General features: G+C 70.1%; 19 protein-coding genes. 6 read left to right on the top strand and 13 right to left on the bottom strand.

Features of this window, described 5'->3' with window-relative positions; all coding sequences use genetic code 11:
• Window positions 1-32: 32 nt before the first annotated feature.
• Both ACWDUM_RS12100 and ACWDUM_RS12095 read left to right on the top strand, forming a co-directional pair.
• Window positions 33-1382, top strand: a complete 1350-nt coding sequence (locus ACWDUM_RS12100) for an MFS transporter (RefSeq protein WP_450114875.1) — start codon at window positions 33-35, stop codon at window positions 1380-1382.
• Window positions 1379-2845 carry a pyridoxal phosphate-dependent decarboxylase family protein gene (locus tag ACWDUM_RS12095; protein ID WP_450134149.1) on the top strand — a complete coding sequence of 489 codons (1467 nt, stop codon included), beginning with the start codon at window positions 1379-1381 and terminating at the stop codon, window positions 2843-2845. The genes ACWDUM_RS12100 and ACWDUM_RS12095 overlap by 4 nt, the downstream gene beginning before the upstream one ends.
• Before the next feature lie 12 nt (window positions 2846-2857).
• Here the strand turns inward: ACWDUM_RS12095 and ACWDUM_RS12090 are convergent, their stop codons facing one another.
• The 4 genes from ACWDUM_RS12090 to ACWDUM_RS12075 form a co-directional block, all read right to left on the bottom strand.
• The gene (locus ACWDUM_RS12090; protein ID WP_450134148.1) at window positions 2858-3379 is read right to left on the bottom strand and encodes a GyrI-like domain-containing protein; all 522 of its coding nucleotides are present in this window, start codon (window positions 3377-3379) and stop codon (window positions 2858-2860) included.
• 137 nt (window positions 3380-3516) lie between these two features.
• A complete protein-coding gene (locus tag ACWDUM_RS12085; protein ID WP_450114873.1) occupies window positions 3517-3993 on the bottom strand; it encodes a Dps family protein in 477 nt (158 codons plus the stop codon).
• Between the two features lie 145 nt (window positions 3994-4138).
• Window positions 4139-4579 carry a Fur family transcriptional regulator gene (locus ACWDUM_RS12080; protein ID WP_450114872.1) on the bottom strand — a complete coding sequence of 147 codons (441 nt, stop codon included), beginning with the start codon at window positions 4577-4579 and terminating at the stop codon, window positions 4139-4141.
• A 116-nt stretch (window positions 4580-4695) separates the two neighbouring features.
• Complete coding sequence (locus ACWDUM_RS12075) at window positions 4696-6159, bottom strand: catalase (RefSeq protein WP_450134147.1); 1464 nt, start codon at window positions 6157-6159, stop codon at window positions 4696-4698.
• A 277-nt stretch (window positions 6160-6436) separates the two neighbouring features.
• Here ACWDUM_RS12075 and ACWDUM_RS12070 point away from each other — a divergent pair, with 277 nt between their 5' ends.
• Both ACWDUM_RS12070 and ACWDUM_RS12065 read left to right on the top strand, forming a co-directional pair.
• Entirely contained in the window at window positions 6437-7414 is a 978-nt protein-coding gene (locus ACWDUM_RS12070) for a hypothetical protein (protein ID WP_450134207.1), read from the top strand.
• A gap of 10 nt (window positions 7415-7424) precedes the next feature.
• Window positions 7425-7805 (top strand): DUF309 domain-containing protein, encoded by a 381-nt coding sequence (locus tag ACWDUM_RS12065; RefSeq protein WP_450114870.1) that lies wholly within the window; start codon window positions 7425-7427, stop codon window positions 7803-7805.
• Window positions 7806-7896: 91 nt separating this feature from the next.
• On the opposite strand, the gene ACWDUM_RS12060 is transcribed toward ACWDUM_RS12065, so the two are convergent.
• Window positions 7897-8934, bottom strand: a complete 1038-nt coding sequence (locus ACWDUM_RS12060) for an aspartate-semialdehyde dehydrogenase (RefSeq protein WP_450134146.1) — start codon at window positions 8932-8934, stop codon at window positions 7897-7899.
• Between the two features lie 4 nt (window positions 8935-8938).
• A complete protein-coding gene (locus ACWDUM_RS12055; protein WP_450114868.1) occupies window positions 8939-10204 on the bottom strand; it encodes an aspartate kinase in 1266 nt (421 codons plus the stop codon).
• A 145-nt stretch (window positions 10205-10349) separates the two neighbouring features.
• Here ACWDUM_RS12055 and ACWDUM_RS12050 point away from each other — a divergent pair, with 145 nt between their 5' ends.
• Window positions 10350-11552, top strand: a complete 1203-nt coding sequence (locus tag ACWDUM_RS12050) for a low temperature requirement protein A (RefSeq protein ID WP_450134145.1) — start codon at window positions 10350-10352, stop codon at window positions 11550-11552.
• A 32-nt stretch (window positions 11553-11584) separates the two neighbouring features.
• Window positions 11585-13177 carry a bifunctional 3'-5' exonuclease/DNA polymerase gene (locus tag ACWDUM_RS12045; protein ID WP_450134144.1) on the top strand — a complete coding sequence of 531 codons (1593 nt, stop codon included), beginning with the start codon at window positions 11585-11587 and terminating at the stop codon, window positions 13175-13177.
• Between the two features lie 19 nt (window positions 13178-13196).
• On the opposite strand, the gene ACWDUM_RS12040 is transcribed toward ACWDUM_RS12045, so the two are convergent.
• The 7 genes from ACWDUM_RS12040 to hutC form a co-directional block, all read right to left on the bottom strand.
• On the bottom strand, window positions 13197-13739 hold the full coding sequence (locus tag ACWDUM_RS12040; RefSeq protein ID WP_450114865.1) for an OsmC family protein: 543 nt from the start codon (window positions 13737-13739) through the stop codon (window positions 13197-13199).
• A 248-nt stretch (window positions 13740-13987) separates the two neighbouring features.
• Entirely contained in the window at window positions 13988-14956 is a 969-nt protein-coding gene (locus ACWDUM_RS12035) for a helix-turn-helix domain-containing protein (protein ID WP_450134206.1), read from the bottom strand.
• 85 nt (window positions 14957-15041) lie between these two features.
• On the bottom strand, window positions 15042-15683 hold the full coding sequence (locus ACWDUM_RS12030) for a hypothetical protein (protein ID WP_450134143.1): 642 nt from the start codon (window positions 15681-15683) through the stop codon (window positions 15042-15044).
• Window positions 15684-15937: 254 nt separating this feature from the next.
• Window positions 15938-17620 (bottom strand): SulP family inorganic anion transporter, encoded by a 1683-nt coding sequence (locus ACWDUM_RS12025; RefSeq protein ID WP_450134142.1) that lies wholly within the window; start codon window positions 17618-17620, stop codon window positions 15938-15940.
• A gap of 117 nt (window positions 17621-17737) precedes the next feature.
• Window positions 17738-18379 (bottom strand): FMN reductase, encoded by a 642-nt coding sequence (locus ACWDUM_RS12020; RefSeq protein WP_450134141.1) that lies wholly within the window; start codon window positions 18377-18379, stop codon window positions 17738-17740.
• Complete coding sequence (locus ACWDUM_RS12015; RefSeq protein WP_450114861.1) at window positions 18376-19476, bottom strand: LLM class flavin-dependent oxidoreductase; 1101 nt, start codon at window positions 19474-19476, stop codon at window positions 18376-18378. Before ACWDUM_RS12015 ends, ACWDUM_RS12020 begins: the two co-directional genes overlap by 4 nt.
• A 145-nt stretch (window positions 19477-19621) precedes the next feature.
• The gene (gene hutC / locus ACWDUM_RS12010) at window positions 19622-20377 is read right to left on the bottom strand and encodes a histidine utilization repressor (RefSeq protein WP_450114905.1); all 756 of its coding nucleotides are present in this window, start codon (window positions 20375-20377) and stop codon (window positions 19622-19624) included.
• Window positions 20378-20399: the final 22 nt, after the last annotated feature.

Below are 20399 nucleotides of genomic sequence, written 5' to 3'. Positions count from 1 at the left end.
CGCAACCTGGACCGATGTCCTATGTTGACCGAATGACCATCGCTCCCCCACGCCTGAGCAGGTCGACCGTCGCCGGCTACTCCCTCGGCTCGGTCGGCACCGGCGGGTTCGCCACGCTTCCGGGGCTGGTGCTCGCCTACTACCTCACCGACACCCTCGCGGTTCCCGCCGCTGTCGCGAGCGTGGTGGTCTTCGCCCCCAAGGCACTCGATCTCCTGGTCAATCCGCTGGTCGGGTCGCGCAGTGACGCGGAGGCCGCTCGGACCGGCACCCGTCGCCGGTTCCTGCTGCTCGGCGCGCTCGCCTTGCCGGTGTTCTTCGCACTGACCTTCGCGGTACCGGCCGGGCTGTCCACCGCGGCGAGCAGCCTGTGGGTTGCGGTCGCGTTCATCCTCGCGGCGATCGCGTTCGCCCTGTTCCAGGTGCCGTACATTGCGCTGCCCGCCGAGTTGACCGAGGACTATCACGAACGCTCCCGGTTGATGTCGTGGCGAGTCGCGCTGCTCGGGGTCGCGATCCTGCTCTTCGGTGCGGGTGGTCCGGCGCTGCGCGAGATCGGTGGCGGTGGGCGGCCCGGCTATCTGGCGATGGGTGTGGTCGCCGGCCTGCTGCTCGGGGCGGGGATGCTGGCCGCGTGGGCGATCGCCCCCCGCGGCCCGTCGCGCGAGAGTCCCGATTCCGTTTCCGCGCACGGGTTCTCCGATGCCCTTGCCGCAGTGCGGTCGAGCGAACCGTTCCGGGTACTGCTGCTGACCTTCGCGTTGCAGGCGCTGGCGACCGGCACCATGCTCGGCGGCGCCCAGTACGTCGCGACCTATCTACTCGACTCCGAGGGCGCGGTGTCGATCCTGTTCGCGGCGCTGGTCGCTCCCGCGGTCGCGGTGATGCCGCTGTGGATCCGGCTGGTCCACGCCTGGGGCAAGCAACGCACCTTCCTGCTGGCGTCGACACTGTTCCTCGCCGCCACGATCGCCCTGCTCGGCCTGCTGGCCGGCGCCGGCCCGTGGATCTACCCGGTGGTCGCGGTCGCCGGGATCGGCTATGCCGGAATGCAGATGCTGCCGATGTCGATGCTGCCGGACGTGATCACCGACCACGAGCAGCGGGCAGGCGGCACTGTCCGGGCGGGCGCGTTCAGCGGGGTGTGGACGGCCGCCGAGACGGTCGCGATGGCGTTGGGTCCCGCGCTCGTGCTGGTGATCCTTGCCGCCACCGGGTTCGTCTCGTCGAGTGGCGACGACGTCGTCGCCCAGTCCGAGACCGCGCTGACCGGTATCGCGTTGGCGTTCACCGCCGCCCCGGCCGTCCTGGTCGCGGTGAGCATGCTCGTTCTCCGCCGGTACCGGCTGGCGGCAGAGGACAGGAACAGGAGTCACCAGTGAACTTCGAACAGTCGCCACAGGAGATCCTCGCCCGGCTCGACGAACTCCGGACCGCCGATGCCCCCACGTCGGGCGGGCGGCTGCTGTCGTACGTGTACGACCCGGGCGTCGCCGAACTCGACGACCTCGCCGGCGCTGCGGCGCGAAAGGCCCAGCCGCTCAACGGTCTCGACCCGACCACGTTTCCGTCCGTCGCGGCCCTCGAACGGGATCTCGTCGGGCTCGCCCGCTCCGTGCTCGCCGACGGCGTGGACGGCGTCGTCGGCTCCGTCACGAGCGGCGGCACCGAGAGCTGCATGCTGGCCGTCAAATCCGCCCGCGACAGCTGGCGCGCGGCTACCGGCCGGGACGATCGACCCACCCTGGTGATCGGATCGACGGCACATGCCGCGTTCATCAAGGCCGCGCACTACCTGGACCTGCGACTGCGGGTGCTGCCGGTCGACCCGGACACCTGCCGACTGCGGCCCGCCGATGTCGCTGCGGCGCTGGACGAGTCGGTGGCGCTGGTGGTCGCGTCGACGCCGTCGTACCCGCACGGCGTGCTCGACCCGGTCGCGGAGATCGCGGAAGTATGTGCCGCGCAGGGTGTCCCGGTGCACGTGGACGGCTGCATCGGCGCCTGGGTGCTGCCGTGGTGGCCGGGCGCGGACGACCGTCCTGAGTGCGACCTGCGGGTGCCGGGCGTCGCCAGCCTGTCGGTGGACCTGCACAAGTACGGCTACGCCCCGAAGGGCGTGTCGGTGCTGCTGTACCGCGACCGGGACCGGCACCGCAGGCAGTGGTTCGCGACCAGTGCCTGGCCGGGCTACGCGGTGGTGAATCCGACGATGCTCGGTTCGAGGACGGTGATGCCGATCGCGGCCGGCTGGGCGGTGTCGCGGGCGTTGGGCCGCAGCGGTTTCGCCGAGCTGACCGGACGTATCGCCCGGTCGGCGGAGCAGCTGCGGAAGGTTGTCGACGGACTCGACGGCCTGCGCGTGGTCGGCGACCCGGTCGGCCCGCTGCTCGCCGTCGCGACCGACCCCGAGGTGCCGGAATCACGGCGGGTGGACCCGCACCGCTGGGCGGACGCCGCGAAGGAGCTGGGCTGGGTCCTGCAACCGCAACCGGGCCGCACCCAGGCCGACCGCACCGTCCTGCCTCGCACCACACACCTGACGCTGACTCCGGTCACCGAGTCGGTGGTCGGTGAGCTCGCCGATGCGCTCACCGTCGCCGCGGATCGCGTCCGCGGGGTGCCGGGCGCGCAGGCCCCCGCCGACTTCGTGGCGGCCGCCGGTCAGATCCGGATCGAGGACCTGACGAGCGAGAACTGCGCCGCCGTGCTGGCGATGGTCGGCCTCGACCCGTCGGGCGGCCTGGACGGCCCGATGGCCGAGCTCCTGGCCCTGATCGAGGCCCTGTCCGAGCCGGTCGCCGAACGACTCCTGATCGAGTTCCTGGCCCGCTTCATGGAATAGGCCGGGACCGGTTCAGGGCGCGGCGACCCGGTCGGTCAGGGCGATCACGTCCGTCCGCATGGCCTTCGGATCGGCGTCGGGGGTCGGCTCCGTGACGTACACCTCCACCAGCCGCCCCTCACGGATCGTGGCGCCTGCCGCCTGGACAGCGGACATGAGCTTCTCCCACGCGGTCGCCAGCAAGTCGTAGGGTCCGAGATGGGTGAGCGCGGCGGCCGGACCGGCGGGCAGGCCCGAACCGACGACGAGCGCGCCGTTCACTGTGGTCGACGCAGGGAGCGGTTGCGCGATCGGGAAGCCGATCTCGAGGTCGAAGACCTGGGAGGGGTCGCCGTGATAGATCGCCACCGCCGGACCGATGGGCGCCACCGCCCCGGTGCCGATCGCCGACCCGAGGGCCCCGAACCCGGCGTCGAACAGCGATGGCAGGTCGGCGATGGTGACGCCGTCGTACCGGACGACGGCGAGGTGCGTCTCGTCGAGGTCGAGCCAGGTGACGTCGGCGTGGGGCTGGGCGGAGAACAGTTCGGACATCGTGAACCTCCCGGACCTCGGAGACTTCGGCGGCGAAAGCCGTTGCCAGTGTAGGCGAGAACGGGCGGCCGTCGGCCGACAACGGCAGGGGCGTCACACCGGCCGGTGTGACGCCCCTGTCGTGACGAGGCACTGGGTCAGGCTGCCATCGCCTGCCACATCCAGTGCAGCTGTTCGAGTTTCGCGGTGATGCCGATCAGCAGGTCCTGAGTGACGGGGTCGGCCTTCTCCGTCGCCTCGATGCGCTCGCGCAGTCGCTCGATCACCGCGGCGAGGTTCGCCACGATGGCGTCGACGACATCGCTGTCGCTGGTCCAGCCGGCACCGAAACCGGTGGTGCCGGCATCAGCGGCCACCGTCGCGGCACGGCCGTCCGGGCTGACACCGATCGCGGTGGCACGCTCGGCGGCGGCATCGGTGAAATCGCGAGCCGCAGTGACCAGTTCGTCCAGCGACGGATGCACGGACAGGAAGTTGCGGCCGACGACGTTCCAATGTGCCTGCTTGGCGACGAGGCTGAGGTCGATCAGGTCGACCACCGTGCCCTGCAGGGCCTCCCCGGCGATCCGCTGCTGTCCCGCGTCGAGTGTGCTGGCAATAGGACCGTTGGTCATTGTCGTCTCCTCTACTGTCGGTCCGGTTTACACTGCGAACCCCCCAGCGGGGTTCATTCTTCATGTAGTACAACGCCTTTCCCGGCGAATCGGTTCCCGGTGTGGCCGAGACCACGGCCAGTGAACGAATCGGCGGCGCGGACGGTCAGCGGTCCTGCGACTGCCGGCAGTCCGGGCAGAGTCCCCAGAACACGACCTCGGCCTCGTCGATGACGAAGCCGTGGTCGTCGGAGGGCTGGAGGCAGGGCGCGTGGCCGACGACGCAGTCGACGTCGACAACGGCGCCGCACTCGCGGCACACCAGGTGGTGGTGATTGTCCCCGGTCCGGGTCTCGAACAGGGCAGGCGAGCCTGCGGGCTCGATGCGCCGTAGTAGTCCGGCGTTCACACATGCCTTGAGCACGTCGTAGACGGCCTGGGTGGACACCGAACCGAGTTCCGCGCGGACCTCGGCGGCAACCCCGTCGGCATCGGTGTGCGGTTTCGCGGTGACCGCGTTGAGCACAGCGACTCGAGGCGCGGTCACCCGCAGACCCGCGGCACGCAGGAGCCCACGGGGGTCCGCGTCGGAGCCGGCGTCTCGCATGGCCCCAGTATCCGCCCGATTTCTGGAATAAGTCAAGAAAACCACCTCCTCGCGGGACGAGGAGGGCACCAACCGGACGGACCGGCAGACGACCCCTCGCCCCGCGCGACGCGGCGTCAGGCGTCGAGCGCAGCGAGCGCCTTGGCGACGCCCTCCCCGTACGCGGGATCGCACTTGGTGCAGTTGTCGATGTGCCGCTTGATGATCTGCGGGTCGACACCGTGGATGTTGCGGGCGGTGTTGTCGAACAGCGCCTGCTTCTGGTCTGCATCCATCAGGTTGAACAGCGCCCGCGGCTGCGAGTAGTAGTCGTCGTCGGCGGCGCGGTAGTCGAAGTGGTCGGCAACGGCGCCGACCGCCTGCGCCGGCTCGCGATACTGCGGCTGCTCCTGCCACTTGCCGTAGGAGTTCGGCTCGTAGTGCAGCGAGCTGCCCATGTTGCCGTCCACCCGCATCGCGCCGTCCCGGTGGAAGTTCGCCACCGGACAGCGAGGAGCGTTGACCGGGATCTGGAAGTTGTTGACGCCCAGTCGGTACCGCTGCGCGTCGCCGTAGGAGAACAGTCGTCCCTGCAGCATTCGGTCCGGCGAGAAGCTGATGCCGGGCACGACGTGCGCGGGGTTGAACGCGGCCTGCTCGACCTCGGCGAAGTAGTTGTCGGGGTTGCGGTTGAGCTCCCACTCGCCGACCTCGATCAGCGGGTAGTCGCCCTTCGGCCACACCTTGGTCAGGTCGAACGGGTGGTACGGCACCTTCTGCGCGTCGGCCTCCGGCATGATCTGCACCATCAGCTTCCACTTCGGGAACTCGCCGCGCTCGATCGCCTCGTACAGGTCGCGCTGGTGACTCTCCCGATCCTGACCGACGAGCTCCGCGGCCTCGGCATCGGTGAGATTCTTGATCTCCTGCTGGCAGCGGTGGTGGAACTTCACCCAGAATCGCTCACCGGCCGCGTTGATGAAACTGAAGGTGTGCGAACCGAACCCGTGCATGTGACGGTACGAAGCGGGGAGCCCGCGGTCGCTCATCACGATCGTCACCTGGTGCAGCGCCTCGGGCAGGCTGGACCAGAAGTCCCAGTTGTTGTTCGCGCTGCGCATGTTGGTGCGCGGGTCGCGCTTGACCGCATGATTCAGGTCGGGGAACTTGAGCGGGTCGCGGAAGAAGAACACCGGGGTGTTGTTGCCGACGAGGTCCCAGTTGCCCTCCTCGGTGTAGAACTTCACCGCGAATCCCCGGATGTCGCGCTCGGCGTCGGCGGCGCCGCGCTCGCCGGCGACGGTGGAGAACCGCACGAACAGGTCGGTCTTCTTGCCGACCTCGGAGAAGATCTTCGCCGACGTGTACTTCGTGATGTCGTTCGTGACGGTGAAGGTGCCGTACGCGCCGGATCCCTTGGCGTGCATCCGCCGTTCGGGGATGACCTCGCGGTCGAAGTGGGCGAGCTTCTCGAGGAACCAGACGTCCTGCAGCAGCTGCGGACCGCGCGGGCCGGCGGTCTGGACGTTCTGGTTGTCCGGCACCGGTGCGCCGACCGCGGTGGTCAGGGTGGTGTCGGTGGTCTTCGGGTCATTGCTCATGGGTGATCCCTTCGCTTTCTCCGCGCTGTCGGCGCGGTGCTCGTTCGGACCTCGGTTGAACCCGGCGGCGGCCGGTCGTGGGGCTGTTCACGGCGGGGGCTGAACTCGGCCGCCAGAACCACCACAACACCTTTTCTGGAACTAGTCAAGATTAGTGGGGGCGTGTCGCCCTTCCGCCCGCCGAACCGCCCCGAGGTGCGGTGGTCCCCGGACGACACGGCGACGCGCCCCACGAAACCGCACTCGGCCAGGCGAAATAGAGTTCACTTGACGCGTGATGTCCACCAAGCTGTCGGTCGCGCTGGCCAGGGAAGCACTCGAGGTACGGAGACAAACCGCACACGGCTGGCTGCGCGGCACCGTCGCGGGCCGGACCGTTGCCCGCATCCTCCGTGGTCTGGCCGACATCGAGCTCGCCGACCGTTCGATGACCCTCGCCGCCCAGGAGTTCACCTCGGTGCTGCCGCTGATCATCGCGGTCGGCACGATCGGGAACCTCGGTGGCGTCTCGGAGGCGTTCTCCGACCAGCTCGGCATCGATCCCGGCGCCCTGACCACCATCACCACGACGACCGCGGACACGATCGAGGCGAGCCCGCCGACCTTCGCCGCGTTCGGGGTCGTCGGCATCCTGATGGTGCTGCTCGGCGGCACCTCGTTCGCACGTGCCCTCGGCCGGGTCTACGGGCGGATATGGAAGGTGCCGACGCTGACGCTGCGCGGATGGTGGCGGTGGCTGGCGGTCCTGATCGCCGTAGCGACCTCGGTCGGCCTGCTCGGCTGGGTCCGCAAGCTGACGTCGCTGGACTGGGTGGGACCGCCCCTGGCGATGTGCGGCGAGGCCGTGATCTGGTTCGCCCTCTGGGCGGCGGTCCCCTACCTGCTCACCGAGGGCAGGCTCACCGGCCGCGTGCTGTGGGCGACCGCGGCGGTCACCTCGGCCGGGCTGACCACCGTGGGGCTGGCCGGTGTCCTCTACCTTCCGCTTGCCACGTCGTCGGCGTCGGACAAGTTCGGCGAGCTCGGGCTCATCTTCACCGCCATCACCTGGATGTTCATCCAGTCCGGTGTCGTGGTCGCGGCCGCGGTGATCGTCAAGGCGCTGGCCGTCGACGAGGGCATCGTCGGCAGGCTGCTGCGCGGTCCCGTCCCCGAGGTCGTCGCTCCCGTCCCCGAGGTCGTCGCTCCCGTCCCCGAGGTCATGACGCCCGTCACCGGAACCGAGACCCTTCCCGAGGCCGACCGCGCGGGCTAGCGTTTGGGTCATGACCGACGTTCGTCCGCGGTTCGCTCCCGGTGCCGCGGTCACCGAGGCCCAGCGACTGCTCGATCACGGCGCACCCGAGGAGGCCGCGGTCCTGCTGGCGGGAATGACCGCGTCGATCCCCGAGGACGAACTCGAGCTGTGGCAGGGCCTGACGCTTCTCGTCGAGGGGCTCACCCAGGTGACCCGGCACGACCCGGCCGCCGCCTCGTCCCTGCGTCGCGGCGCGGACCTGCTCGGCGCCCACGAATCCGCCGCGCCACACGCCCTGGACGTCACCGGCCTGGTCGGGTGGGCGGAGCACCTGCGCGCCGAACTCGGCGAGCGGTCCGCCCCCACCTATCCGGCACAGCCCCCGATCCCCCGGCTCCGCCTCCCCTGACCCCCAAGACACGAGTTCCCCAATGTCACATTGGCTCACCTGAAGTGAGCCAATGTGACATTGGGGAACGTCGGGAGCGGGTGACCGGCGGTCAGCCGACGAGCAGCTCCGCGATCTGGATGGTGTTGAGTGCGGCGCCCTTGCGCAGGTTGTCGCCGCACACGAACAGCGCCAGGCCGCGGCCGCCGGGGACACCCGGGTCCTGGCGGATGCGACCGACGAGGGAGGGGTCGTTGCCTGCGGCGGCCAGCGGGGTCGGGACCTCGACCAGCTCGACGCCGGGGGCGTCGGCGAGCAGTTCCTTCGCACGCTCGACCGAGAGCGGATTGCCGAACTCGGCGTTGATGGACAGCGAGTGCCCGGTGAACACCGGCACGCGCACGCAGGTGCCGCTGACCAGCAGGTCCGGGATGCCCAGGATCTTGCGGGACTCGTTGCGCAGCTTCTGGTCCTCGTCGGTCTCGCCGCTGCCGTCCTCGACCAGCGCGCCGGCCAGCGGGATGACGTCGAACGCGATCGGCGCGACGTACTTGTTCGGCGCCGGGAACTCCACCGCAGCGCCGTCGTGGACGAGCTGCTCGGCGTCGTCGACGACCGCGCGCACCTGGGAGGCGAGCTCCTCGACACCGGCGAGGCCGCTACCGGAGACCGCCTGGTAGCTGGAGACGATCAGCCGCTGCAGACCGGCCTCGTCGTGCAGCACCTTGAGCACCGGCATCGCGGCCATCGTGGTGCAGTTCGGGTTGGCGATGATGCCCTTCGGCGGGTTCTTCGCCTCCTCCGGGTTCACCTCGCTGACCACGAGGGGAACCTCGGGGTCCTTGCGCCATGCGGACGAGTTGTCGATGACGGTGGCGCCTGCGGCGGCGAACCGCGGGGCCTGCGCACGCGAGAGGGTGGCACCGGCCGAGAACAGCGCGATGTCGATGCCCTTGAGGTCCTCGTCCGACACGGCGGCGGCGTCCTCGACGACGATGTCGTCGCCACGGAACGGCAGGGTGGTTCCGGCCGAACGGGCGGATGCGAAGAACCGCACCTTGTCGGCGGGGAAGTTGCGCTCCTCGAGCAGGGTGCGCATGACGGCGCCGACCTGTCCGGTGGCGCCGACGACTGCGATGGTCAGACCCATGGGGTTACCGTCCCGTTCCCGCGTGGACGACGGCCTCTTCGTCGCCGCCCAGATCGAATGCCTTGTGGATCGCGCGCACCGCGTTGTCGAGATCGGCGTCGTCGACGAGCACCGAGATCCGGATCTCCGAGGTGGAGATCAGGTCGATGTTGATGCCGGCCTCGGCCAGTGCCTCACAGAAGGTGGCGGTGACGCCCGGGTGGCTCTTCATGCCCGCGCCGACGAGGGACACCTTGCCGATGCTCTCGTTGGAGAGGACCTCGGAGAACCCGATCTCGCCCTGCAGCGCGGTCAGCTTCTCCACCGCGGCGGGCAGATCGGTCTGCGGCAGCGTGAAGGTGATGTCGGTCTTGCCCGTCTCCACCTTCGAGATGTTCTGCAGGACCATGTCGATGTTGATCTCGGCATCGGCGACGGCGCGGAAGACCTTGGCCGCGTATCCGGGCACGTCGGGCAGGCCGACGACGGTGACCTTGGCCTCGGAGCGGTCGTGCGCGACGCCGGTGAGGATGGCTTCTTCCACGGGAATGTCCTCCATCGATCCGGACACCATGGTGCCGGGCTTGGTGGTGTACGAGGAACGGACGTGCACGGGCACGTTGTAGCGGCGGGCGTACTCGACGCAGCGCAGCATCAGGACCTTCGCCCCGCACGCCGCCATCTCGAGCATCTCCTCGAAGGAGACGGTGTCGAGGCGCTGGGCGTCGGACACGATCCGCGGGTCGGCGGTGTAGATGCCGTCGACGTCGGTGTAGATCTCGCAGACGTCGGCCTTCAGGGCCGCGGCCAGCGCGACAGCGGTGGTGTCGGACCCGCCGCGACCGAGGGTGGTGACGTCCTTGCTGTCCTGGCTGACGCCCTGGAAACCGGCGACCAGCACGATCGAGCCGCGGTCGAGGGCATCCCGGACCCGGCCGGGGGTGACGTCGATGATCTTGGCGTTCCCGTGCGCGCCGGTGGTGATGACGCCGGCCTGCGAGCCGGTGAACGACCGTGCTTCCTCGCCGAGGCCGTGGATGGCCATCGCGACGAGGGAGTTGGAAATCCGCTCACCGGAGGTCAGCAGCATGTCCATTTCACGGGCCGGTGGCGTGTCACACACTTGCTGCGCGAGGTCCAGCAGCTCGTCGGTGGTGTCACCCATCGCCGAGACCACGACGACGACGTCGTTGCCCGCGCGTTTGGTCTCCACGATCCGTTCGGCGACACGTCGGATGCGCTCGGCGGATGCCACCGAGGATCCGCCGTACTTCTGCACGACGAGCGCCACGCCAATCAACCTCCGGGGTCTGGGGTCTGTCTGGTTACAAGTCCGATCGTCAAGCTTACCGACGGCGACCGCGCCGCTCTCATCCAGCCGGGCTGTCCGGGCCCGCGAGGCTGCGGTGGCCGTTCACCGCTGCCACCATGAGCGAATGAGCATTCCCCGACGGCTGCGCGTGCAGCAGGTCCAGGAGCGGGCCTCGGTCTCCCCGCTCGAGTTGTTCTTCGACCTCGTCTTCGTGTTCGCGCTGACCCGGGTCACCGACCTGATGGCCGACGACCCGACCGGCACCAACCTGCTGCGCGGGATGCTGGTCATCGCGGTCCTGTGGTGGTGCTGGGTGGGGTACTCCTGGTTGTGGAATCTGGTCCGCGCAGACGAGGGCGTGGCCCGGGTGGTGCTGTTCGCCGCGATGGGCGCGATGTTCATCGTGGCCCTCACCATCCCCGAGGCGTTCCACGATCTGCCCGGCGGGCTCAGCGGTCCGGTGGTGTTCGCGCTCGGGTACTTCGTGGTGCGGCTCCTGCACGTGCTGATGTTCTTCGTCATCAGCAGGGACGACCCCCAGCTACGCAGGCAGGTCCTGCGTTTCGTGCCCAGCATGGCGATCGGGACCGCCTGCCTGCTGATCGCGTCCCAGCTGACCGGTCCCGCCCAGACGGCGATGTGGTTCCTCGCCCTCGCCGGCGACTACCTCGGCACGCTGGTCGGCGGGGCGGGGTGGCGGCTGCGGTCGGTGAGCCACTTCGCCGAACGCCACGGGCTGATCGTCATCATCGCGCTGGGCGAATCGATCACCTCGATCGGCATCGGGGTGGCGGCGCTGCCGATCTCGTGGGCGATCATCGTCGCGACGCTGCTCGGTCTCGCGGTGGCGGCCCTGATGTGGTGGACGTATTTCGACGTCACGTCGCTCGCGGTCGAGCACGCCTTCGAGTCCGCGGCGGGCACCCGGCTGATCAAGATCGCCCAGCACTGTTACACCTACGCGCACATGCCGATGGTGGCCGGGATCGTGCTGATGTCGCTCGGGCTCAAGAAGGTGCTCTCGTACGTCGCGGACGGCAACCACCACCGCCTCACCGACCCGCTGTACGGCTGGCCGCTGGTGTCGCTGCTCGGCGGCGCCGCCCTGTACCTGCTGGCGCTGGTCTACTTCAAGGCGTACCCGACCGGCTCCATCACCTACCCCCGGGTGGTGACGGCCGCCGTGCTGGTCGCGCTGATCCCCGTGCTCTGGCACACCCCGGCGCTCGTGACGCTGTCGGTGCTCACCGCGGCACTGGCGACGATGATCGGATTCGAGATGTGGCGCTACGCCGAGCCACGCGACGAGGTCCGGCACCGGCACTGAACCGTGTCGGTCCCGTCCGACACACTGGGCGGGTGAGAGTGGTGCTGGCGCCGGGCCCGGAGCGAGTGGTCACGGTCCGCACCGACGAGGGCGGCGCCGTGATCGGCTCCCCCACGTCATTCCCGGACGCGGCCGCCGCGGTGCGGGCACTCGAACCCGAATGCCCGCGGTGGGTCTGGCCCGACACCGGCGCGGTGTACCCGGCGGTGCTGCGGGCCGGGCTGCGGGTGGAACGCTGCCACGACATCGCCCTCACCGACGCGCTGCTGCGCACCCGGGCCGGCCATCCACCTGCGGCCACGGCGCCGCCGGCGGACGAGCGTCCGGGACTGTTCGACACCACCCCCGCGGCGGATCCGGCCGCGCTCGTCGCCGAGCACGCCGAACAGGTGCGGGAGATCGGACCGGATCCCCGCCTGCGTCTGCTCGTCGCCGCCGAGTCGGCAGGCGCCCTCGCCGCGGCGGAGATGGGGCACACCGGGATGCCCTTCTCGGCGGCCGCACACCACCGCATGCTCGAATCCGCCCTCGGCCCCCGGGTGCCGGCGGACGTTCTGCCGCACCGACTTCGGGATCTGGCCGGTGAGGTGAGCGCCGCCTTCGGCCGACCGGTGAATCCCGCGTCGCAGCCGGAGGTGGTGGCCGCGTTCGCCCGGGACGGAATCGAACTGACCTCGACGCGGGCGTGGCTGCTGCGCGACGTGGACCATCCCGCCGTCGATCCCCTGCTCCGCTACCGCGATCTCGCCAAGCTGCACTCCGCGAACGGGTGGACCTGGCTCGACACCTGGGTGCGCGGCGACCGGTTCCGGCCGGTGTACGTGCCCGGCGGCGTGGTGTCCGGCCGCTGGGCCAGCCGCGGCGGTGGCGCACTCCAGATCCCGAAACCGGTGCGCGCCGGCGTGATCGCCGATCCCGGCCACACCTTCGTCATCGCGGACGCCGGTCAGCTCGAACCCCGCATCCTGGCCGCGATGTCGCGTGATCCGCTGATGGTCGCGGCCGCCGGCGCCGACGACCTGTACGCACCGGTCGCCGCCGAGGTGTTCGGCGGCGACCGTGCAAAGGCGAAGGTCGCGATCCTCGGTGTGCTCTACGGCGCCACCGCCGGCGAGGCGCGGTACCTGCTCACGTTGCTGCGCAAACGTTTTCCCGTCGCCGTACGGTACGTCGAGGACGCCGCGCGGGCCGGCGAACGGGGCGAGGTCGTACGCTCCTGGCTCGGGCGGGCCTGCCCGCCACCGGACGACCGCTGGTGGTCGCACGGGGACGCACACGCGCGCGGGCGGTTCACCCGCAACTTCGTCGTCCAGGCCACCGCCGCCGAGTGGGCACTGTGCCTGCTCGCCGAACTGCGCCGCCGCCTCGCCGGCGATGACACCGGCCGCCTCGCCGACGGTGGCGGCGACCTCGTGTTCTTCCAGCACGACGAGGTGGTCGTGCACTGCCGCGACCCACACGCGGCCACCCGGCACGTCCTCGACGCGACCGCGGCCGCGACCCGACTGCTGTTCGGCGACACCGAGGTTCGCTTCCCGATGGATCTCGCCGTCCGCGACTGCTACGCGGACCCGGACGCCTCCGGACACGAGTCGGACGCCCCACCCGCCGAACACCGAAAGTGATGTCCGGCTGGGTGATTCACTACTCGACGCCCTCCGGGGCCGACTCGCGGGACGTCTCGAGGACGGTGGAGACGGGCGTCTCGTTCCGCGTGAGATCGAGGACCGGGCAGTGCGCGTCCACCGCTTCCTGCAGCTCCCGGTAGCGTTCGTCGGTCTCCGGCCCGGTCACCGTGACGACGACGCGGATCTCACCGAATCCGGCGCGGACAGCGTCGTCGAAGCCGAAGAAGCCGCGCACGTCGAGGTCACCCTCGGCCCGTGCGGAGATGTCGTCGACCCGGATGCCGAGCTTCTCCGCCCAGAACCGGTAGGTGACGATCTGGCACGACAACAGCGACGCCAGGTGGTATTCGACCGGATTCGGCGCCGCGCCGGCGCCGCCGAGGGCCGGGGGCTCGTCGACCTCGATCGAGTACTTGCCGAGACCGATGGTGCTGGCCACGGCGTCGTGGGCCTGCGCCGACGCACGGAAGACCGCGTGGGCCTTGCCGGTGTCGCGGGCGACCGCATCCGCGGTGGCGGTGATGATCGAAGACAGGTGTGAGACAGATGTAGCGGTCATGTGCCGGAAGCTCTTTCGTTTCGGGGCGTACGGGCATTGTCGAGATCCCGGCGGGGAAACCCTCGCCGGGGCAGGCCGATCAGGACTGCGGACACCCGGACGTGCACACGAGCGCGAAATCGACATGACGACGCCGCGTGAGCGGCGAGTCGATCCCGGCGAAAGAGGTCACGTCGCAGACTCTAGCCCGACGACTCACCCGCCGCGACCCGGCCCCCGGAGCCGGGCGAGGCCGACCCGGGACGAAGTCACCTCGCGGCGGCCCCGCGCCGGATCGCCCGGGGCGTCGAGCCCGTGATGTCGCGGACGGCGCGACCGAACTGGGTCGGCCCGACGAATCCACTGCGGACGGCGACCTGGCCGATGGTCAGGTGCGCGTGCGCGGGGTCGGTCAGCAGATGCAGCCCCCGGCCGACGCGGCGCAGGCGGATCAGCTCGTACACCGAGTGCTGCTCCGACTCGAACAACCGGTGCAGGTAGCGGGGACTCACGTTCATCGCCGCCGCCACCTTCGCGATGGTCAGGGCCGGGTCCGTGTAGTTGTTCTCGACGAACTCCACTGCGCGAGCACGATTTCGGGAGACCGCCGACTCGGCGTCGGGGCAGCGCCCCTGTGCCCGTCGGATCACCGCCAGGCACAGGTCCACCACGGCGTGCTCGACGAGCGCCACGTCCGCGGAATCGTCTGTGCACAGGTCGATCTCGCTGAACTGCTCGAGCACCGCGCCGAGCAGCACGGTGAGCGGCTCCGCCGGCATCACCACCCCGGCGAGCGAGCGCACGTCGACGGACCGCGCTGCCAGTGTCGCGTGGGGAAGGTAGGCGGACACGTAGTCACCGCGCCCGGAGAACATGACCTCGAACGGTGCGGCGAAGTCGACGAAAGCCGCCTCCCCCGTGCGCAGCCGGCAGCGGGTCCGCCGCTGCTCGACCGTCGCTCCGCCGGAGCGGGCGACCAACACGGACAGGTAGTCACCGTGCGCGTCGCCCAGCCGGTCCTGCGACCGGACCACCGAAACCGCGGAGGTCCGTAGCCGATTCACCCGCACCGATCCGACATCCACGGCGCGCATCGTCGCCCGGAACCGGTGGGGACGCTCCGCGGCGACGTCCACACCCACCGACAGCGAGTCGATTCCGTCGGGTCCGCTCAACCGCACCCCACCGCGCCACCGCTGCGTCAACGACACCGATGGCGGCAACGACCTGCCGTGCATGCTCACCCCAGCCACCCGACGCCTCGACAACCGTGACGGCCAGCACCCTACGCGGGAAAGGCCGGGCGCGAAACGCTTTCGGTCATCACGCGGAAGCCGCGAAACCGGCCCCGCCCGTGACCAGTCCACGCAGCGCGGTCGACAGTCCCCGCACGTCGGTGAACCGGTCCGCGCTCGGAAGCGTGCCCGGAAACGCCAGGTACAGCTCGCCGCGGGCCCCGATCCGCAGCCGCCCGGGCGGTTCCAGGTCAAGCACCCCACCCGACCGGTGCGCCACCCGCATGGTCTCGGTCAACGGCCGGGCCGCCCTCGCCGCGTCGGACCGCGACGGCAGCACCGAGGCGGCGGTGGCGAGCGAACAACTCTGCTGCCAGTCTGCGACCACGACACCGCCGAACGCGGTGTCGACCATGTCGACGATCCGGGCCAGCGCGGGCGAGTTCACCCCACACATCCACACGGTGCGCGCGAACACCTCGTCGATGTCGAGCTCGTCACGCGACGTGCAGGTCACGACCGTCAGGCCGACGTCCCGATCGGTCACCACATCCCGGCCGTGCCAGAACTCCACGGTCGAGGAGCCGCCGCAGCAGTGCAGCAACCGGTAGCGGCCCGCGCCGAAGGTGCTGCCGGGGACGTGACCCGCAGCGGATCGGCTCGCGGGCGGGTGGGTGGCAGCAGGCGGGCGAGCCACCACAGCGGATAGCCATTCGGTGTCAGCGTGCATGCACCGACGTCCAGCCGCTCGACCGTGTGTCAACGCAGAGCATCCGTGAATCCTCACACAGCGTCACCACGACGCAACCCCCACGCGGACGGGCCCGGGGCGGGCGTTCGGGCGGCGCCGTGACTCGACGTGGGACTCCGGCGCAGGTGACACCCACCGACATCGCCGACGGGGCGAGCGAGTACCTCGGGCATCGGCACGAATCATCGGATCTCCGTGCGCGAATTGTCCGGTGTCGCATTTCGGCGGCGGGATCACCCGGCCAGCGCATCGTCCACCGTCCGGAACACGGCCAGGTCCCCGCCGTCCTGCTCGACGCCGCGCAGGACGTCGCGCACCTGTCCGATGTCGTGTGCGATGCGCAGGTCGATCCCCTTGTGCTGCAGTGCCGTCTGCAGCTGCCCGAGCATCTCCGACGCGGTGACGTCGATGTAGGGCATCGTCTCGGCGTCCAGCACCACCACCCGCGTTCGCTCCGTGCACAGCGCCTCGACCCGCTCCTTGACGTGGTCGGCGTTGGCGAACGACAGCCCGCCCTCGACCCGCACCACAACGGCGTCGTCCCGCACGTCGGCATCCGGGTGCCGGTCGGTGTCCACCCACAGGGTCTTCGCCTGTCCCAGGATCGCGACGTTGGGACGCGCCGACCGGTACAGGAGCAGCAACATCGACACCGAGATGCCGATGACCAGGCCGGGCAGGGTGTCGAACAGCAGCACGCCGAGCATGGCGGCGATCGCGGCGGCGAAGTCGGGTCGCGCGGCGAAGCCGTAGATGCTGCCGAGCCGGTGCGTCCAGACCCGGTACAGCCTGCGCAGCGACGCGAAGTCGACCAGGTCGATCACCGCGGCGATGACAACGGCGGCCAGCGTCGCCTCCGGCAACTGCTCGAACAGGCCGGTCAGGAACAGCAGGGTGATCACCGTCATCGCGGCCACGACCAGACCGCTCACCTGGGACTTCGCGCCCGCTCCCCCGTTGACCGCGGTCTTGGACAGGCTGCCGTTCACCACCATGCCCGACGCCAGCCCCGCACCGAGATTCGCGGCGCCGAGGCCGTACAACTCGCGGTTCGCGTCCACCTCGTACCCCGCCTTGGCCGCATAGGTTTTCGCCGCGCCGAGCCCCTCCGCGAAGCCGATCAACAGCACCCCGACCGCGGGGCCGGCGAGGCCGAGGTAGTCGTCGAAGCCGAGCCCGTTCGGCAGGCCCACCGACGGGAGCCCGGACTCGATGGTCCCGACGATGTCGACACCCTTGTCGTCGAGACCGAACAGCTGCACGGCGGCGATTCCGAGCAGCACTGCCACCAGCGAGCCCGGCACCAGGGGCAACCACCGACGCAGCACGAGCACCACGGCCAGGCCGAGCAGGCCGACGATCAGGGTCCGCCACTGGGTGTCGCCGAGGTGGGTGACCACCCCCCACGCCTGCTCGAAGAAGTTGCCGTCCGCCTTCTCCACGCCGAACAGCTTGGGCACCTGGCCGATGATGATCGTCAGCGCCAGACCGACGATGAATCCCTTGAGCACGGGTTCCGAGACGAATGAGGCGATGAAGCCGAGCCGCATCAACCCGGCGAGCAGCCCGGCCAGGCCGGTCATGATCGCCAGACAGGTGGTGAGCGCCAGGTACCTGCCGTCGTCGCCCCCGGCGATCGGTGCCACCATCGCCGCCGACAGCGCGGCGGTCGCGGACATCGGGCCGACGATCAGGTGCCGGGAGCTGCCGGCTGCCGCGTACAGCACCAGCGACGGGATCGCCGCGTACAGGCCGACAACCGGCGTCACGCCCGCGATGGTCGCGTAGGCCAGGCCCTCCGGGACGAGGACCGCCCACACCGTCAGACCGGCGATGACGTCCGGCCGCAACCATCGCCGGTCGTAGCCCTGCAGAGATGCGAACAGCCACCACCGCCGGTCCGGTGTCGTCGTCACCGCAGGATCCACCTCGCGCCGCATCGCATCACCCGTTCACGAAGAGTGCCGCCGATGCCCATGCTGGCCGGTGGCGGACCGGGCGGCTTCACCTGCGAAGGGTGAGGCGCCGGCGGATCACCCTGCTCGCTGCGCGGCGAGCAGGTCCTCGAACGGAATCGGGTCGTCGTAGGGGTCCGCCTTCCGGATGCGAGCGCGCCCCGTCACCGCGCCGGCCAGTTCGCCTGCGGCGCGGTCGATCCGGTCGGCCAGCCGCCGATCCACACCCTCGCCACCGGACCGGTCCACGCCGGCGGTGCCGGCCCAGTCCTCCGACGCGGCGAACACCGCGCTCGGTACCACCGCCGCCCGCAGGTACGCGAACATCGGCCGCACCGCGTGCTCGAGCGCCAGTGAGTGCCGCGCGGTGCCGCCGGTCGCTGCGATCAGCGTCGGCATCCCGTCCAGGGAACCCACCTCGAGGACGTCGAAGAACGATTTGAACAGTCCGCTGTAGGAGGCGTTGAAGATCGGCGTCACCACGATCAGGGCGTCGGCCCCGGTAACGGCGTCGATCACCTCGCGCAGCGCGGCCGACGGGAACCCGGTGAGCATGTTGTTCATCAGGTCGTGGGCGTGGTCGCGCAGCTCCACGGTCCGAATCTCGGTGTCCGGCCCCAGGTCCAGCGCGGTGGCCGCGGCGAGACGGTCGGCGAGCATCCGGGTGGACGACGGCTGGCCCAGGCCCGCGGAGACCACCGCGACGGTGCGGGCGGTCATCGCGTCACCTGCGGCACGTCGCCTGCGACCGCCGCCCGGACCAGCGACTCGTGGGTCGGTGCGTCCGGCACGTGCGCGGGCCGCTTGGCGTCGAGTTCGCGGCGCAGCACGGGCACGACCTCCTCGCCGAGCAGGTCCAGTTGCTCGAGCACGGTCTTGAGCGGCAGGCCGGCATGGTCCATGAGGAACAGCTGGCGCTGGTAGTCGCCGAACGACTCCCGGAACGTGAGCGTCCGGTCGATGACCTCCTGCGGGCTGCCGACGGTGAGCGGGGTCTGCTCGGTGAACTCCTCGAGCGACGGGCCGTGCCCGTAGACCGGGGCGTTGTCGAAGTACGGGCGGAACTCACGGACCGCGTCCTGAGAGTTCTTGCGCATGAACACCTGCCCGCCGAGCCCGACGATCGCCTGGTCCGCGGACCCGTGCCCGTAGTGCTCGTAGCGACGGCGGTACAGGTCGATCAGGCGCTGGAAGTGGTCGGTGGGCCAGAAGATGTGATTCGCGAAGAAGCCGTCACCGTAGTACGCGGCCTGCTCGGCGATCTCGGGGCTGCGGATCGACCCGTGCCACACGAACGGCGGGGTGCCGTCGAGCGGACGCGGGGTGGAGGTGAAGCCCTGCAGCGGGGTGCGGAACTTGCCCTGCCAGTTCACCACGTCCTCGCGCCAGAGCTTGTGCAGCAGCGCGTAGTTCTCGATGGCGAGGGGGATGCCCTGCCGGATGTCCTGCCCGAACCACGGGTACACCGGGCCGGTGTTGCCGCGGCCGAGCATCAGGTCGACGCGGCCGTCGGCGAGGTGCTGCAGCATCGCGAAGTCCTCCGCGATCTTCACCGGGTCGTTGGTGGTGATCAGCGTCGTCGACGTGGACAGCACGATCTTCTCGGTGCGTGCCGCGATGTAGCCGAGCATCGTCGTCGGCGACGAGGGTACGAACGGCGGGTTGTGGTGCTCGCCGGTCGCGAAGACGTCGAGGCCCACCTCCTCGGCCTTCTGCGCGATCGCGACCATCGCCTTGATCCGTTCGCCCTCGGTCGGGGTGCGACCGGTGGTCGGGTCGGTCGTGACGTCGCCGACCGTGAAGATGCCGAACTGCATTCCCGCCTCCTCGTGCGCCTCCGGCACCTGTGCGCCCTTCGGTGGTCGGAGCCACCAGAAGGGCGCACAGGCACGAAGTGCCTAGTGGTTCAACTTTCAATCAGATGAACCACGGCTCACCGCGAGGCATTCCCGGCGCGCGAACTCAGCGGGTGAAGGCACCCTCGAGCCGGTTGCGGGACCCGGGGTGCACCAGCCGGGCGGTACTGACCAGCCCGTGCTCGGACCAGGTGCGCCGCCGGATCAGCAGGCACGGTTCACCGCGCTCGATCTGCAGCATCCGGCACTCCTCCGGGCTCGCGAGCACCGCCTCGACGACGTGCTCGCCCCGCACCAGCGGCGCCACCCGGGTCAGGTAGTCGTTCGGAGTCGTCACGGTGAAATCCTGCGCAAGGTAGTCGGGCGCCTCGGCGGGGTTCACGAAGCGGTCCTCGACCTGGATCGGGGTGTCGTCCTCGTAGTGCACGAGGACGGAGTGGAACACCTTGCGGCCGACCGACTCGCGCAGGAAGGCGGAGGCGTGATCGGTCTCCTCCTCCCGCATCAGCACCACCTCGGTCCGGTGCCGGTGGCCGCGCTGCTGGATCTCGTCCGCGATGTTCTTCACCTCGAACAGCGGCGAGGCCGTCTTGGTGCTCGCCACGAACGTTCCGACGCCCATCATCCGGACGATCAGCCCGTCCCCGGTGAGCTCGCGCAGCGCCCGGTTGATGGTCATCCGGGACAACCCGAGGGCGTGGACGAACTGGTTCTCGGACGGCAGCTGGTCGCCCTCGGCCCAACGCCCGGACCGGATCTGCGCGGTCACCAGATTCTTGACCCGCTCGTAAGCGGGCACCGACTCCCCGCCGGCCTCCCGGAACAGCGCAGCGAGTTCGGTGTCCGCATCGACCATCGCCATCGGCTGTATCCGCTCCTCGAAA

The sequence above is a fragment of the Rhodococcus sp. NPDC003322 genome (assembly GCF_053589555.1).
This window is presented reverse-complemented; position numbering and strand designations above follow the sequence as displayed.

What these genes read in the sequence shown, in the direction of transcription:
- ACWDUM_RS12100 (WP_450114875.1), top strand. Translation starts at nt 33, where the DNA reads ATGACCATCGCTCCCCCACGCCTGAGCAGGTCGACCGTCGCCGGCTAC.
- ACWDUM_RS12090 (WP_450134148.1), bottom strand. Translation starts at nt 3,379, where the DNA reads ATGTCCGAACTGTTCTCCGCCCAGCCCCACGCCGACGTCACCTGGCTC.
- ACWDUM_RS12085 (WP_450114873.1), bottom strand. Translation starts at nt 3,993, where the DNA reads ATGACCAACGGTCCTATTGCCAGCACACTCGACGCGGGACAGCAGCGG.
- ACWDUM_RS12080 (WP_450114872.1), bottom strand. Translation starts at nt 4,579, where the DNA reads ATGCGAGACGCCGGCTCCGACGCGGACCCCCGTGGGCTCCTGCGTGCC.
- ACWDUM_RS12075 (WP_450134147.1), bottom strand. Translation starts at nt 6,159, where the DNA reads ATGAGCAATGACCCGAAGACCACCGACACCACCCTGACCACCGCGGTC.
- ACWDUM_RS12070 (WP_450134207.1), top strand. Translation starts at nt 6,437, where the DNA reads ATGTCCACCAAGCTGTCGGTCGCGCTGGCCAGGGAAGCACTCGAGGTA.
- ACWDUM_RS12065 (WP_450114870.1), top strand. Translation starts at nt 7,425, where the DNA reads ATGACCGACGTTCGTCCGCGGTTCGCTCCCGGTGCCGCGGTCACCGAG.
- ACWDUM_RS12060 (WP_450134146.1), bottom strand. Translation starts at nt 8,934, where the DNA reads ATGGGTCTGACCATCGCAGTCGTCGGCGCCACCGGACAGGTCGGCGCC.
- ACWDUM_RS12050 (WP_450134145.1), top strand. Translation starts at nt 10,350, where the DNA reads ATGAGCATTCCCCGACGGCTGCGCGTGCAGCAGGTCCAGGAGCGGGCC.
- ACWDUM_RS12040 (WP_450114865.1), bottom strand. Translation starts at nt 13,739, where the DNA reads ATGACCGCTACATCTGTCTCACACCTGTCTTCGATCATCACCGCCACC.
- ACWDUM_RS12035 (WP_450134206.1), bottom strand. Translation starts at nt 14,956, where the DNA reads ATGCACGGCAGGTCGTTGCCGCCATCGGTGTCGTTGACGCAGCGGTGG.
- ACWDUM_RS12030 (WP_450134143.1), bottom strand. Translation starts at nt 15,683, where the DNA reads ATGCACGCTGACACCGAATGGCTATCCGCTGTGGTGGCTCGCCCGCCT.
- ACWDUM_RS12020 (WP_450134141.1), bottom strand. Translation starts at nt 18,379, where the DNA reads ATGACCGCCCGCACCGTCGCGGTGGTCTCCGCGGGCCTGGGCCAGCCG.
- ACWDUM_RS12015 (WP_450114861.1), bottom strand. Translation starts at nt 19,476, where the DNA reads ATGCAGTTCGGCATCTTCACGGTCGGCGACGTCACGACCGACCCGACC.
- hutC (WP_450114905.1), bottom strand. Translation starts at nt 20,377, where the DNA reads ATGGCGATGGTCGATGCGGACACCGAACTCGCTGCGCTGTTCCGGGAG.